This is a genomic window from Geodermatophilus sp. SYSU D01036, assembly GCF_054050435.1.
The window spans coordinates 1-13,976 of record NZ_JBJGZJ010000016.1 but is presented as its reverse complement, the minus strand read 5'-3'; the positions used below and the strand labels follow the sequence as shown (position 1 = coordinate 13,976).

13 protein-coding genes are annotated in these 13,976 nt (G+C 74.5%); 11 read left to right on the top strand and 2 right to left on the bottom strand.

Features of this window, described 5'->3' with window-relative positions; genetic code table 11:
- Nucleotides 1-49 precede the first annotated feature (49 nt).
- From ACI8AR_RS15965 to ACI8AR_RS15955, 3 genes are all read left to right on the top strand, one after another.
- Complete coding sequence (locus tag ACI8AR_RS15965) at nt 50-460, top strand: DUF5318 family protein (RefSeq protein ID WP_456927699.1); 411 nt, start codon at nt 50-52, stop codon at nt 458-460.
- Between the two features lie 156 nt (nt 461-616).
- Entirely contained in the window at nt 617-3,043 is a 2,427-nt protein-coding gene (locus ACI8AR_RS15960; protein ID WP_457051899.1) for a transglycosylase domain-containing protein, read from the top strand.
- A 138-nt stretch (nt 3,044-3,181) separates the two neighbouring features.
- Nucleotides 3,182-4,585, top strand: coding sequence for a glycosyltransferase family 87 protein (locus ACI8AR_RS15955; protein WP_457051898.1), 1,404 nt, complete (start codon nt 3,182-3,184; stop codon nt 4,583-4,585).
- On the opposite strand, the gene ACI8AR_RS15950 is transcribed toward ACI8AR_RS15955, so the two are convergent.
- Nucleotides 4,582-5,397 carry a deoxyribonuclease IV gene (locus ACI8AR_RS15950; protein WP_457051897.1) on the bottom strand — a complete coding sequence of 272 codons (816 nt, stop codon included), beginning with the start codon at nt 5,395-5,397 and terminating at the stop codon, nt 4,582-4,584. The genes ACI8AR_RS15955 and ACI8AR_RS15950 overlap by 4 nt on opposite strands.
- 106 nt (nt 5,398-5,503) lie before the next feature.
- Between ACI8AR_RS15950 and ACI8AR_RS15945 the strand changes: the two genes are divergently transcribed.
- From ACI8AR_RS15945 to dnaB, 6 genes are all read left to right on the top strand, one after another.
- The gene (locus ACI8AR_RS15945; protein ID WP_457051896.1) at nt 5,504-6,622 is read left to right on the top strand and encodes a hypothetical protein; all 1,119 of its coding nucleotides are present in this window, start codon (nt 5,504-5,506) and stop codon (nt 6,620-6,622) included.
- Nucleotides 6,623-6,768: 146 nt separating this feature from the next.
- Nucleotides 6,769-7,056, top strand: coding sequence for a 30S ribosomal protein S6 (gene rpsF, locus ACI8AR_RS15940; RefSeq protein WP_387988608.1), 288 nt, complete (start codon nt 6,769-6,771; stop codon nt 7,054-7,056).
- Nucleotides 7,057-7,058: 2 nt separating this feature from the next.
- The gene (locus tag ACI8AR_RS15935; RefSeq protein WP_387988607.1) at nt 7,059-7,544 is read left to right on the top strand and encodes a single-stranded DNA-binding protein; all 486 of its coding nucleotides are present in this window, start codon (nt 7,059-7,061) and stop codon (nt 7,542-7,544) included.
- A gap of 85 nt (nt 7,545-7,629) precedes the next feature.
- The gene (gene rpsR / locus ACI8AR_RS15930; RefSeq protein ID WP_073422051.1) at nt 7,630-7,866 is read left to right on the top strand and encodes a 30S ribosomal protein S18; all 237 of its coding nucleotides are present in this window, start codon (nt 7,630-7,632) and stop codon (nt 7,864-7,866) included.
- Between the two features lie 11 nt (nt 7,867-7,877).
- Nucleotides 7,878-8,324, top strand: a complete 447-nt coding sequence (rplI, locus tag ACI8AR_RS15925) for a 50S ribosomal protein L9 (protein ID WP_457051895.1) — start codon at nt 7,878-7,880, stop codon at nt 8,322-8,324.
- A gap of 590 nt (nt 8,325-8,914) precedes the next feature.
- Nucleotides 8,915-10,279 carry a replicative DNA helicase gene (gene dnaB / locus ACI8AR_RS15920; protein WP_456903469.1) on the top strand — a complete coding sequence of 455 codons (1,365 nt, stop codon included), beginning with the start codon at nt 8,915-8,917 and terminating at the stop codon, nt 10,277-10,279.
- A gap of 80 nt (nt 10,280-10,359) precedes the next feature.
- Here the strand turns inward: dnaB and ACI8AR_RS15915 are convergent, their stop codons facing one another.
- Nucleotides 10,360-10,821, bottom strand: a complete 462-nt coding sequence (locus tag ACI8AR_RS15915; protein WP_457051894.1) for a DUF3237 family protein — start codon at nt 10,819-10,821, stop codon at nt 10,360-10,362.
- Between the two features lie 306 nt (nt 10,822-11,127).
- On the opposite strand from ACI8AR_RS15915, the gene ACI8AR_RS15910 reads away from it, so the two are divergent.
- Both ACI8AR_RS15910 and ACI8AR_RS15905 read left to right on the top strand, forming a co-directional pair.
- A complete protein-coding gene (locus ACI8AR_RS15910) occupies nt 11,128-13,371 on the top strand; it encodes a molybdopterin cofactor-binding domain-containing protein (RefSeq protein WP_457051893.1) in 2,244 nt (747 codons plus the stop codon).
- A 10-nt stretch (nt 13,372-13,381) separates the two neighbouring features.
- A complete protein-coding gene (locus ACI8AR_RS15905) occupies nt 13,382-13,837 on the top strand; it encodes a (2Fe-2S)-binding protein (RefSeq protein ID WP_457051892.1) in 456 nt (151 codons plus the stop codon).
- The last annotated feature ends 139 nt before the right edge of the window (nt 13,838-13,976 follow it).

Sequence of the window (13,976 nt, the reverse complement as noted above, 5' to 3'; positions counted from 1 at the left end):
ACGGTGACGACGGGCCCGGGCGCGGGCGGACCTGCGTACATTGACGGCCGTGCCCGGACGTCGCTCCGTCGTCGACTACTCGCTGCAGAGGCGGGCCGTCCTGGCGGACGTGCACGCCGGCCGCACCGGGCTGTTCGAGGTCTGCGACGCCAGTCCCTACCTCACCCGCGCCGCGAGGTACCACGGCGAGCAGACCGACGACCCGTGCCCGGTCTGCCGCCGCGAGCGCCTGACGTTGGTCAACTACGTCTACGGTGAGGGGCTGGGCCACGTGTCCGGGCAGGCGAAGACCGAGGCGGAACTCGCCCGGATGGACGCCATGCAGGAGGAGTTCTCCGTGTACACCGTCGAGGTGTGCCGCGGCTGCGGGTGGAACCACCTGGACTGCTCCTACGTGCTCGGGACCGAGCCCGAGCCGGGGCGGCAGCCGCGCCGGCGCCGCCGCGCTGCCACGGACTAGGACCGCCGGCCGCACGGTTGCACACCGGCGGACCCGTCCGTCACACCCGTCCCGGGAGGACGGCGCGCCTGCGCGTCCTCCCCGGGCACCACAGGTAACGACGCCACGCTGGGCCGGACCCGATCCGCCCACCGACACCCGAGGAGGGGCTGCCTGGTGCCTCCCCACGACGAGACCACGCCGGTCGGGCCGTCCGGCGGCCCGCCGCGACGCCCGCCGGCCGCCCGCGCGACCGGTGGCTCCGGACCCGCCGGCCGCGGCCGCACCTCGGCCGCGCGGTCGGGCGGCTCCGGCGGCACGCGTCCCGGCGGCTCCCGGCCCACCGGCTCGCGTCCCGCGGGCGGCAAGCCCGGCGGCAAGAAGGCGCGCACGAAGAAGCAGCGGCGCCGCCGCGGGCTGAAGGTCGCCCTCGGCACCCTGCTCGGCCTGCTGGTGCTGCTCGGCGTCTTCGTCGGCGTCGTCTACGCCACCACCGAGGTGCCCGACCCGAGCTCGGTGCAGCGGTCGCAGACGACGGTCGTGTACTACGCCGACGGCACCACCGAGATGGCCCGCCTCGGCGACACCAACCGGCGGGACGTCACGCTCGACCAGGTCTCGGAGCCCGCGCGCAACGCGGTGCTGGCCGCGGAGAACCGGAACTTCTACTCCGACCCCGGCATCAGCTTCACCGGCATCGTCCGGGCGGCGTGGAACAACCTCACCGGCGGCTCGACGCAGGGCGGCTCGACGATCACGCAGCAGTACGTGAAGAACGCCATCCTGCAGAACTCCGACCAGACGTTCGCCCGCAAGTTCCAGGAGCTGTTCCTGGCGATCAAGCTGGACAACAACCACGACAAGGACGAGATCCTCGAGAACTACCTCAACACCATCTACTTCGGCCGCGGCGCCTACGGCATCGAGGCCGCGGCCAACACCTTCTTCGGCGTCCCGGCGGCCCAGCTGACGCCGCAGCAGGGCGCGGTGCTCGCCGTCCAGATCCGCAGCCCCAGCTCCTACGACCCGGAGTCCAACCCGGAGGGCGCGCAGGACCGCTGGGGCCTGGTCCTCGACGCGATGGTCGAGGAGGACTGGATCACCCAGGCCGACCGCGACGCGTCGGTCTACCCGCCGGTGCTGCCCAGGCCGCAGTCCTCGGCCCTGGGCACCCCGACCGGGCCCGAGGGCCTGGTCGTGTCGCGGGCGATCTCCGAGCTCGAGGCGCGCGGCTACACCGAGGAGCAGATCCAGGCCGGCGGCCTGCGGATCACCACGACCGTGGACAAGGCCACCCAGGACGCCGCGCTCGCCGCGGTGAACGAGGTCATGGACGGCGAGCCGCGGGAGACGCTGCGCCAGGCCCTGGTCGCCGTCGACCCGCGGACCGGTGCGGTGCGCGCCTACTACGGCGGGGACATCGGCGCCGGCGACGGCGCGGTCGACTACGCGCAGGCCCGCCGCCAGCCCGGCTCGTCGATGAAGCCCTACGTGCTGGCCACCGCACTCGACCAGGGCATCAGCGTCACCTCGCGCCGGGACGGCAGCTCGCCGCAGACCTTCCCCGACCGCGAGGCCCCGGTGCGCAACTCCGGCGGCGCCTCGTGCCCGGCCTGCACCCTGGTCGAGGCGATGACCCGCTCGCTCAACACGACGTTCTACGGGCTGGCCTACGAGGTGGGCCCGGAGAACGTCCGCGAGACGGCGCTGGCCGCGACCGGCCTGCCCGACACCTGGCCGGCCACCGGCTCGCTGCTCGACGACAAGACGACGCTGGCCGCCCCCGACTCCGGGGTCACCGGCTCCTCGATCGGCATCGGCGAGTACGAGATGCGCCCGATCGACCAGGCCGTCGGCTTCGCCACCTTCGCCAGCGGCGGCGTGCGGCACGACGCGTTCTTCGTCAACCGGGTCACCGACAGCGAGGGCACCGTCCTGCTGGAGAACGGCGCCCCTGCCGGTGAGCGGGTCATGAGCGAGGACGTCGCGAACGACACGACCTTCGCGCTGGAGGGCGTCGCGCAGTACTCGCGCCGGGCGCTCGACGACGGCCGCGAGGTGGCCGCGAAGACCGGCACCCAGGGCATCGACGCCGACGACAACTCCGACGCCTGGATGGTCGGCTACACCCCGTCCCTGTCGACGGCGGTGTGGATGGGCACCGACGGCTACCAGCCGATCCGCAACTCCGACGGCGCGATCATCTACGGCTCCGGCCTGCCGGGCGCGATCTGGCAGGAGTTCATGGACACCGTGCTCGCCGGCACCCCGGAGGAGGACCTGCCCGACCGGCCGGTCATCCGCGGGGACACGGGCGAGGGCGTCCCGGCGCCGGAGACCCAGGCGGCCCCGACGACGCAGTCCGCGCCGACGACCCAGTCCGCGCCGCCGACGCAGGCGACGCCGACCACCCCGGCCACGCCGACGGAGACCACCCCGCCGGACGACGGGACGACCGAGGAGGAGCCGAACGACCCGACGGTGCCCACGGTGCCGACGCCGCCGCCGTCGCCGGTCACCCCTCCGCCGGCGGGCGGCCAGCCGACCGCCCCGACGCAACCCGGGCAGCCGGCACCCACCACCCAGCCGCAGCTGACCGGCTGACCCGCCCGGCAGACTGACCGGGTGAGCTCCTCCTCCACGGGCCCGTCCGCCCCGGCCGACCAGCCGGCGGACGGGCCCGCGGCGTCTCCGGCGTCCGCGGCCCCGGCACCGGTGCCCCCGGGGCGTCCGGACCGGGTGGTGCCGACGTGGTCGGACCCGGTCGCCGCGCAGGCCGCCGAGGCGGTGGGCGGGCCGTGGGGGCGGCACGCGGTCACCGGCCGGGCGCTGTTCTGGACGCCGCTGCGGATCTGCCTGCTCTACGCCACCGTGGTCCTGGCGGCCGCGTGGCTGAAGCAGGCGCCCTGCGCCGACGGCAACTGGGCCGGGTCGGTGCAGTACACCCACTTCTGCTACTCCGACACCGTCCCGCTGTTCACCCTGCACGGCCTGGACACCGCGGCGGTCCCCTACCTGGACTCGGCGGTCGAGTACCCGGTGCTCACCGGCGCCTTCATGGCGCTGGCCGCGCTGCTGGGCCGGGCCTACGGCGACCTCGCGACGGCGGCCGGGCTGCTGCCGCAGGTCCCGCCCGTGCAGGCCTACTACGTGGCGACCTGCCTGCTGTTGACGCTGTGCGCGTTCCTCCTCGTCCGGGAGGTGGTGGCGCTGGCCGGGCACCGGCCGTGGGACGCCGCGATGGTCGGCCTGTCCCCGCTGCTGCTCGTGCACGCCTTCACCAACTGGGACCTGTTCGCCGTCGCGCTGGCAACCGGCGGGCTGTGGGCGTGGGCGCGCAACCGGCCGGTGCTCGCCGGCGTGCTGCTCGGCCTCGGCGTCGCCGCGAAGTTCTACCCGCTGCTGCTGCTCGGGGCGCTGTTCCTGCTGTGCCTGCGGGCCGGGCGCATGCGCGAGTGGCTGCGCGCTGCCGTCGCCGCCGGGGTCGCCTGGCTCGCCGTCGACCTGCCGGTGGCGCTGCTCGCGCCGGAGAACTGGTCGCTGTTCTTCCGGCTCAACACCGCCCGCCCGGCCGACCCGGACAGCATCTGGAACGTCCTGATCACCGCCTCCGACGGGCGGTTCCTCGACGGCCCGCTGCCCGAGGGGACGCCGCCGGTGGTGCTCAACACCGTCGTCGCGGGCTGCGTGCTGCTGGTCTTCGCCGGCCTGGGGTGGCTGGTGCTGCGCGCCCCGGTGCGGCCGCGCGTGGCCCAGGTCGCCTTCCTGCTGGTCGCGGCGTTCCTGCTGGTCACGAAGGTGTGGAGCCCGCAGTACTCGCTGTGGCTGCTGCCGCTGGCGGTCCTGGCCCGGCCGCGCTGGCGCTCGCTGCTGCTCTGGCAGGCCGTCGAGGCGGTGCTGTGGGTGGTGCGGATGCTCTGGTACCTCGGCACCGAGGACCGCGGCGTCGGCGTCGAGTGGTTCTTCCTCGCGGTGACCGCGCGCGACCTCGCCGTCGTCGTGCTCATGGGCCTGGTGGTGCGCGACGTGCTGCACCCCGACGGCGACGTCGTCCGCACGAGCTGGCCCGGCGTCGACGACCCGGCCGGCGGCCCGCTGGACGGCGCCCCCGACCGGCGCACCCTGCGCCGGCGGGTGCCCGCCTAGCCGCGCAGCGCCGCGCGGACGAGCGCGACCTCCTCGGCGTGCGCGGCGGCGTCCCCGGGCGTCTCCAGGACGACGGGGCAGTCGGCGGCGCGCGCCACCTCGAGCAGCAGCTCCAGCGGGATCTCCCCGTCGGTCAGCGGCGCGTGCCGGTCGCGGCCGGAGCCGTGCGGGTCCCGGCTGTTGTTGAGGTGCACGAGGTCCAGCCGCCCGGTGACGGCGCGGACGTCGGCGACGGCGGTGGCGAGGTCCCAGCCGGCGGCCCAGGCGTGGCAGGTGTCGAGCACGAACCCCGCGCCGAACTCCCCGACGGCGTCCCACAGCCGGGCCACCGCGCCGAGCTCGCGGGCCATCGCGTTCTCGCCGCCGGCGGTGTTCTCGATGAGCAGCGGCAGCGGGAAGCCGCCGTCCTCGGCCTGCCGCGCGAACGTCTTGCGCCAGTTGTCGAACCCGGCGGCGGGGTCGTCCTTGGCGAGCACGTGGCCGCCGTGCACGACCATCCCGCGGGCGCCGATCGCCGCCGCCGCCCGCGCGTGCACCGCGAGGTTCTTCCGGCTGGGGATGCGGATCCGGTTGTTGGTCGAGGCCACGTTGAGCACGTACGGCGCGTGCACGAAGACGGCGACGTCGGAAGCGAGCAGGTCCTCGGCGTCCGGGCGCGGCGGCGGCGCCTTCCAGCCCTGCGGGTCGCCGAGGAAGACCTGCACGCCGTCGGCGTCCATCTCCGCGGCCCGGGCCAGCGGCCCGCCCGCGTCCAGCTCGTCGTCCCCGGTCAGGCCGGGGCCGACGTGTACGCCGATCGGGTGCTCCGCCACCCCGGCGACAGTAGTTCCGCCCCGGCCGGGGACCCACCCGTATCGCGCAGGTCACGTCCTCGTTGGGACACGTGACGGCGGACACGCGCGGGCGGTGGTGCGCGCCGTGACCACGGGGACGCAGACGGAGGGGACGCAGGGGATGACGACGGGGACGGCGACCACCGGCACGGTGCGGCGGGTCGCGCGGCGGTTCCTCGCCGCGCTCGCGCTCGTGGTGGCCGCCGTCCTGGGCGGCGCGGTCCTGCTGCCGCCCGCCGCGAGCGCCGCCCCGTCGGCCGCCGTCGACATCCGCGACCTCACCCCGCCGCTGGTCTCGGTCGACCCCGGCGGCACGGTCACCTTCACCAACCGGATCGAGCCGAAGACGGTGCAGGTCGGCGGCGGCGGGCTGCTGCCCTCGCTGGTCACCGTGCAGGTGTTCACCGACGTCACGCTCGGCCTGCCCTCCGGGCCGGAGCCGCTGCCGCAGGACGCGAGCGTCACCGAGCGCTTCGACAGCACCTGCCTGACCTGCACGATCACCTACACGTACCGGGTCGTCGTCCCGGACACCCCGATCGCCGGGAGCGTGCTGAACACCGTCACCACCCGGGCGCTGAGCACGCTGCCGCAGACGCAGCCGGTCACCTACGACGGCCGGCAGACGACGGTGCAGATCGGCGTCCCGACGCCGTTCCTCGTCAACACGCTGCTGCCGCTGCCGAACCTGCCCTCGGTCGGCTTGCCGCGGCTGCCGACCGTCGACGTCCCGCTGCCCTCCCTGCCCTCGCTCCCGGCGCCGGCCCCCATCGACCCGACCGCGCCGCAGGTCCCGGCCGCCGCGCCGACGGCCCCGGCGGCCGCGCGGGGGGTCGACGGCGACGCCTACTCCTACGACCTCGGCGGCGGCGCGGCGCGGATGGCGCCCTCCGGCGGCGGGTCCGCGGCCTTCGACCCGTCGCGGCTGCCCGGGGCCGGCTCCCCGTCCGGCACCGCGTCCGGCAGCGGCGGCACCGACGGCTCCGGCGGGGTCGCGGGCGGCTACGACGGCGCCGCGGTGCCGGTCCTCGGCGAGCTCGGCAGGCTCGACGGCGGCGCGCTGGACGAGGAGAGCAGCACCGTGACTGCTGATGGCGCCTCCTCCGGTCCGGCCCTGCCGCCCGCCGCGCTGGTCGCCGTCGTCGCCCTGGCCGGCAGCACCGCCGCGCTGGTCCGCACCTCCCGGGCGGTCCGCTCCCGCTGACCCCGGCGGGCGCCGGTGGGGGCGCTGGTATCCTCGGGGGGCGCGTCCCGTGTGCCGTCCGAGGCAGGCAGGGCGCGCGACGCGTGTACGACCCTCCTGCTGCAGACGTCCTGCAGCCGCCCAGACCAGAGGAGGTGGGGTTCTCCGTGCGTCACTACGAACTGATGGTCATCCTCGACCCCGACCTGGAGGAGCGCACGATCGCTCCCTCCCTCGACCGGTTCCTGACCGTCGTCACCAACTCCGGTGGCACCGTCAAGACCGAGATCTGGGGCCGGCGCCGCCTGGCCTACGAGATCAAGAAGCACGTCGAGGGCATCTACGCCGTCGTCGACATCCAGGCCGAGCCCGCCGCGGTCGCCGAGCTCGACCGGCAGCTCAACCTGAACGAGTCGGTCCTGCGGACCAAGCTGCTCCGGCCCGAGGTCCACTGACCATGGCCGGCGAGACCGTCATCACCGTCATCGGCAACCTGACCTCCGACCCGGAGCTGCGGTTCACGCCGTCGGGGGCCGCGGTCGCCAACTTCACGGTCGCCTCGACGCCGCGCACCTTCGACCGGCAGTCGCAGGAGTGGAAGGACGGCGAGGCGCTGTTCCTCCGCTGCAACGTCTGGCGGCAGGCGGCCGAGAACGTGGCCGAGTCCCTCACCCGCGGCTCGCGGGTCATCGTCTCGGGGCGCCTCAAGCAGCGCTCGTTCGAGACGAAGGAGGGCGAGAAGCGCACCGTCGTCGAGCTCGAGGTCGACGAGATCGGTCCCTCGCTGCGCTACGCCACCGCGAAGGTCACCCGTGCCTCGCGCGGTGAGGGTGGCGGCGGCGGTGGCGGTTTCGGCGGCGGTGGCGGTGGCGGCGGTTTCGGCGGCGGCGCGAGCGACCCGTGGTCGACGCCCGCCGGCCCGTCCGACGAGCCTCCCTTCTGACAGAAGGACCCTCTCGCCCCCCACGCCGCGGGCCCCTGCGAGGGGGCCATCCACACCCCAGATCTAGTCGTACCTGGAGAACCCAGTGCCCAAGCCCCCCGTGCGCAAGCCCAAGAAGAAGGTCTGCCAGTTCTGCAAGGACAAGGCGACCTACATCGACTACAAGGACACGACGCTGCTGCGGAAGTTCATCTCCGACCGCGGCAAGATCCGTGCCCGCCGCGTGAGCGGCAACTGCAGCCAGCACCAGCGGGACGTCGCCACGGCCGTCAAGAACAGCCGTGAGATGGCCCTGCTGCCCTACACCTCGACGGCGCGCTGACCATGAGCACGATGAAGCTGATCCTGACGCAGGAGGTCACCGGTCTCGGGTCCTCCGGTGACACCGTCGAGGTCAAGGGCGGCTACGGCCGCAACTACCTCCTGCCCCGCGGCCTGGCCATCGTCGCCACCCGCGGTGCCGAGAAGCAGGTCGAGTCGCTGCGCCGGGCGCGTGCCGCCCGCGAGGTGCGGTCGCTCGATGAGGCCCAGGCCGTGGCCGGCCGCCTCTCCGGCCTGACCGTCCGGGTGCCCGCCCGCGCCGGTGACGGCGGCCGCCTGTTCGGCCGCGTCACCACCGCCGACGTCGCCGCGGCCGTCACGGCCGCCGGTGGCCCGGAGCTGGACCGCCGCCGCATCGAGCTGCCGAGCAGCATCAAGACCACCGGCAAGCACACCGTCACCGTGCGGGTGCACCCGGAGGTCACGACGACCCTCCCCATCGAGGTCGTCGCCGGCTGAGAACGCCGCAGCACCGCCCGCGAGGGGCGTCGGACACCCGTCCGGCGCCCCTCGCGGCGTCTCGGGGGCCGTGCCGGACTCCCCGGGGCCCCTGAGCCCCCGGACCGCGGCAGGGGGGACGCCGCGGGCCCGCCGGACGGCGTCGCGGGCGGGCTCCCGGTGCCGGTGGGCGCCTGTGACGGCTGCGCCGGGCGGGACGACACGACACGCCCGGCGCCCCCGGCGCGCCGACTTTCTCGTGTCCACAGCCGGTGGGCGGCCGGGACGCAGGTGACGCCCGCGGGACCGCGGCACGACGGGCCGGTGTCCTCCCTGTCTCCACATGTCGACTCCGGCTGTCCACCGACTTGTCCACAAGTTGTGCAGAACGCGGCCCACACGGGTGTTGGACGGGTCCGTCCCCGCTTCCTACCGTCGTCTCCTGCGCCGGACCTCCGCGAACTGTCGGTGGCTCCGGGTAGTGATGTCCTCGAACGCGTGTTCGAGCGGCACGCGAGGCGTCCTGGTGCTTCCCCCACCGGGCCCCGGCCGGGCGGCCGGGGTCTGTACGCGCGCGCGTGCCCCGAGGAGAGGGAGGTACCCAGGTGGCGGTGGCCGACGACTTCAGCCGGCCGCAGGCGACGGCGCCGGAGTACGACCGGCAGCCGCCGCAGGACGTCGCGGCCGAGCAGTCGGTGCTGGGCGGCATGCTGATGAGCAAGGACGCCATCGCCGACGTCGTGGAGCAGCTGACCGGCAACGACTTCTACCGGCCGGCGCACCAGTTGATCTACGACTGCATCCTCGACCTGTACGGCCGGGGTGAGCCGGCCGACGCGATCACCGTCGCCGCAGAGCTCAACCGCACCGACCAGCTGTCGAAGATGGGCGGCGCGGTCTACCTGCACACCCTCATCGCCTCGACGCCGACGGCGGCCAACGCGGGCTACTACGCCCAGATCGTGGCCGAGCAGGCCACCCTGCGCCGCCTGGTCGAGGCCGGCACCCGCGTGGTGCAGCTGGGCTACGGCGCGGCCGGCGGGCGGGGCGACGTCGACGACATCGTCGACCGCGCGCAGCAGGAGATCTACGAGGTCACCGAGAAGCGGATGAGCGAGGACTACTCGCGCCTCGAGGACGTCCTGCAGCCCACGATGGACGAGCTCGACGCCATCGCCTCCCGCGGCGGCACCGCCCGCGGCGTGCCCACCGGCATCCGCGACCTCGACGAGCTGACCAACGGGCTGCAGGCGGGCCAGATGGTCGTCATCGCCGCCCGCCCCGGTGTGGGCAAGTCGACCCTGGGGCTGGACATCGCGCGGTCGGCCACGGTCAAGCACCACATGCCGGCCGTCATCTTCTCGCTCGAGATGAGCAAGCACGAGATCACCATGCGGCTGCTGTCGGCCGAGGCGAAGGTGCCGCTGCACCACATGCGCGCCGGCACGCTGTCCGACGAGGACTGGTCGAAGCTGGCCCGCCGGATGGGCGAGGTGGCCGACGCCCCGCTCTACATCGACGACTCGCCGAACATGACGATGATGGAGATCCGGGCCAAGGCCCGGCGGCTCAAGCAGCGCAACGACCTCAAGCTCGTGGTCATCGACTACCTCCAGCTCATGACGTCGGGCAAGCGCGTCGAGAGCCGCCAGCAGGAGGTCTCGGAGTTCTCCCGGGCGCTGAAGCTGCTGGCGAAGGAGCTCGAGGTCCCGGTCATCGCGATGTCGCAGCTCAACCGTGGGTCCGAGCAGCGTCAGGACAAGAAGCCGATGCTGTCGGACCTCCGTGAGTCCGGCTCGATCGAGCAGGACGCCGACATGGTCATGATGATCCACCGCGAGGACATGTACGAGAAGGAGAGCCCTCGGGCCGGCGAGGCCGACATCATGCTGGTCAAGCACCGCAACGGCCCGACGGCCAACGTCACCGTCGCCTTCCAGGGCCACTACAGCCGCTTCGTCGACATGGCCAACTGAGACGCGGCCGACCGAGAGGCCGCGCCTACGCGCAGGAGGGCCCGGGACCGTCGTGGTCCCGGGCCGTCCGTGCGCAGGGGTCAGGAGACCGCGACGCGGGCCAGGCTCTCCGCGCGGGCACGGATCTGCCCGCGCGCCATGTTCACCGTGCCGGTCATCCCGTACACGGTTCGGTTGAGCGCGGCCAGCGAGGGGTCGGCGGTCCTCAGCGTCGCGGCGCCGTGGATGGGCACGTCGACGTCCGGCCACTCGGTGTCGGGCGTGATCTCGTCCAGCGGCGGGATCGGGAACGGTGGGATGAGATACCCGGTGACGGCGACAGCCACCGTCGTCCCCGCGGGCAGGTGCACCACCTCCCGCACGTCGAGGACCCCGACGCCGTCGTGGCGGACCAACAGGAAGTCGGTGCCGACGACCCGGCCGCCGACCATCGGCCCGTCGGTGATGGTCCCCTCGACGCCCACGTCGATCCGCAGGCCCTCGGGCACCACCCCGATGGGCACCATCCCGCTCACCGCCGCCTCCAGGACGTAGCCGTCCATGTCCCCTCCCTCGGTCGACGCCACGGGTCCATGGGAACCCCGTCCGCAGTGCGTGGAGAAGGGGAACCGGCGGGTCTCCGGGGGGACGCGGACGCGCCGCTCCCGGACCGCCCGTGCGGCGCCATCGTGTCCCGACGCTGTCTGTCGCCGCGGTGTTCCACGTGGATCACCGAGCGCGACGTTGCAGCGACACACCGTCGCACTGCAACGTCGTGACCCGGGTGGCGCCCGCTCGTTGGTCCGGGCCGAGCACCGCCGAGCCCGGCCGTGTCCTCGACCGACCGCTCACCGTCGAGAGGCCAACGCGTGACGACCCTGCCCGAGCACCCCCGCACCGACGAGCCCGCGGCCACGCACAGCCGCCGCCGCTTCCTCACCTACCTCGTCGCCGCTCCGACGCTCGCCGTCGCCGCGCAGGTCGTCACCGACGTGGCCGGCCCGGCGACCGCCCAGGCGCTGCCCTCGCTGCCCGCGCCGGCCGAGCTCCTCGACCTCGGCGACGCGCTGATCCTCGCCGGGAAGCCCACCGAGGACCTCATCGTCGTCACCGTCGACGAGCGGGGCCGGGTCGGGCTGGCGCTCCCCCGCGCCGAGGTCGGCCAGGGCATCACCACCGCCGTCGCCATGCTGCTGGCCGACGAGCTCGACGTGCCGCTGGACCGCGTCGACGTCACCCTCGCCGACGCCCGCCCCGAGCTGGTCTTCAACCAGCTCACCGGCGGCTCCAACACCATGCGCAGCGTCTACGGCCCGGTCCGGCGGGCGGCCGCCGTCGCCCGCGCCCGGCTGCTGGCCGCCGCGGCCCTCCGCTGGGGCACCACCCCGGGCTCGCTCACCGTCACCGACGGCGTGGTCAGCGGCCCCGGCGGGCGGACCGCCACGTACGGCGAGCTGTCGGCCGCCGCGGCCGACCGGACGCTGGCCGTCGCGCCGGCCTCGCCCAAGCCCGCGTCCGCGCAGCGGGTCGTCGGCACGCCCACCAGCCGCACGGACGCCCGCGCGATGGTGACCGGCCGGCAGCGCTACACCCTCGACCTCGACGTCGTCCCCGGCGCGCTGCCGACCATGCTGCGCCGCCCGCCGACGATCAACGGCACCGTCCGGTCGCTGGACAACGAGGCGGAGGTCCGGGCCATGCCGGGCGTCGTCGACGTCGCCGTGGTGCCCACCGGGGTCGCCGTCCTCGCCGAGACCTTCGGCCAGGCCCGCGACGCCGTCGCGGCCGTGCGGGCCACCTGGGGGCCGGGCACGGTCGACGGCGAGGACGACGAGTCGATCCGGCGGAAGCTGCGCGCGGTCACGCCGCCGCCGCTGGCCCCGGGCCTGCTGGTGCGGACGGTGGATGCGGAGTTCGACTTCGCCTTCGTCAGCCACGCGCCGCTGGAGCCCAACTGCGCCATCGCGCACGTGACCGCGGACCGCGCCGAGATCTGGTCGCCGCTGAAGTCGCCGATCGTCGCGCAGGAGACCATCGCCGCCGAGCTCGGCCTGCCGGTGTCCCGGGTGACCGTCCACGTCGTCCAGGGCGGCGGCTCGTTCGGCCGGCGCCTGTTCTCCGACGCCGCCCTGGAGGCCGCGCGGGTGTCGAAGGCGACGGGGCGGCCGGTCAAGCTGCTGTGGTCGCGGATCGACGACATGCGCCACGGCCGGGCCCGCGCCGCCAGCCACCACCGCATCCGGGCCACGCACGCCGCCGGGGACGTGCTCACCTTCGAGCACCGGGTGGCCAGCGTGGAGACCGACTTCGGGCACGGCCTCGGCGAGATCCTCACGTCGGTCGCCGCGAGCCTCCCGGTGGGCGGGAACGCCTCGTTCGCGCAGACGGTCTTCCTCACCACCGTGCACTCGCCGTACCACTTCGGTGTCACCACGCAGACCCTGGCCGAGGTGCCGCTGCAGATGCACACCGGCAGCTGGCGCTCGGTGTACTCGGCCAACACCCGCGGGGCCGAGGAGGTCGTCGTCGACGAGCTCGCCGCCGCCACCGGCCGCGACCCGGCCGAGTTCCGCCGCCGCTTCCTCAAGGAGGACCGCTACCGCGCCGTTCTGGACAAGGTCGTCCAGGAGGGGCAGTGGGGACGGCGGCTGCCGCGCGGCCGCGCCCAGGGTCTGGGCTTCCACGCCGAGTACAGGGGCTGCACCGCCTGTCTGGTGGAGATCGACGCGCACGACCCGCAGCGCCCGCGGGTCACCCGGGCGACGATCGCCGTCGACGTCGGGAAGGCGGTCAACCCGCGCGGGCTCGAGGCGCAGATGCTCGGCGGGCTCACCGACGCCATCGGCACCACGCTGCGCGCGGGCCTGCACGTCGTCGACGGGCTGCCTCTCGAGGGCAGCTACAGCCAGTTCCACTACACCCGGCAGGCCGACTCGCCGGCCGACGTCCGGGTCTTCGTCATCGACAGCAGCGACGAGCCCGGCGGGGCCGGCGAGCTCGGCGTCCCGGCCGCGGTCGGCGCCGTCGCCAACGCCTACGCCCGCGCGACCGGGACCAGGCCGCGGTCGTTCCCCCTCGTCTTCCCGGTCGACTTCGAGCCCTTCCCCCGCTGAGGAGCGCCCCGTGCCCACCTACACCTTCCAGCTCAACGGCGAGACGGTCACCGTCGACGCCCCCGCCGACCTGCCCCTGCTCTGGGCGCTGCGCGACAAGCTCGGCGTGACCGGGCCGAAGTACGGCTGCGGCATCGACGTCTGCAAGGCCTGCACCAGCCACCTCGACGGCGAGGCGATCCGCCCGTGCGTCACCCCGACGGCGGAGGTGGCCGGCCGCGAGGTCACGACCATCGAGGGGCTGGCCGACGGCGACCGGCTGCACCCGGTCCAGGAGGCGTGGCTCGAGCAGGACGTCGCGCAGTGCGGCTACTGCCAGCCCGGGCAGATCATGGCCGCGGTCGCGCTGCTGCGCCGGACCTCGGACCCCACCGACGAGGAGATTGACGAGATCCAGAACGTCTGCCGGTGCGGCACCTACGTCCGCATCCGCGAGGCGATCAAGGCCGCGGCCGCGCGGATGTGACCGCCCGTCCGGGGGGGCGGGGGGGGGGGGGCCCCCGCCCCCCTCCCGCGTCCGCGGGTGCGTGACCTGCGAGGACGCCACCCCTAGGCTCCCCGCCCGTGACGGGGACACGGGGACGACGGCTGGGCGCCGCGGGCGC

Bases quoted from the DNA above. Each gene is read 5' to 3' on its own strand.
- rplI (WP_457051895.1), top strand. From the start codon at position 7,878: ATGAAGCTGATCCTGACGCAGGAGGTCACCGGTCTCGGGTCCTCCGGT.
- ACI8AR_RS15915 (WP_457051894.1), bottom strand. From the start codon at position 10,821: ATGGACGGCTACGTCCTGGAGGCGGCGGTGAGCGGGATGGTGCCCATC.
- ACI8AR_RS15935 (WP_387988607.1), top strand. From the start codon at position 7,059: ATGGCCGGCGAGACCGTCATCACCGTCATCGGCAACCTGACCTCCGAC.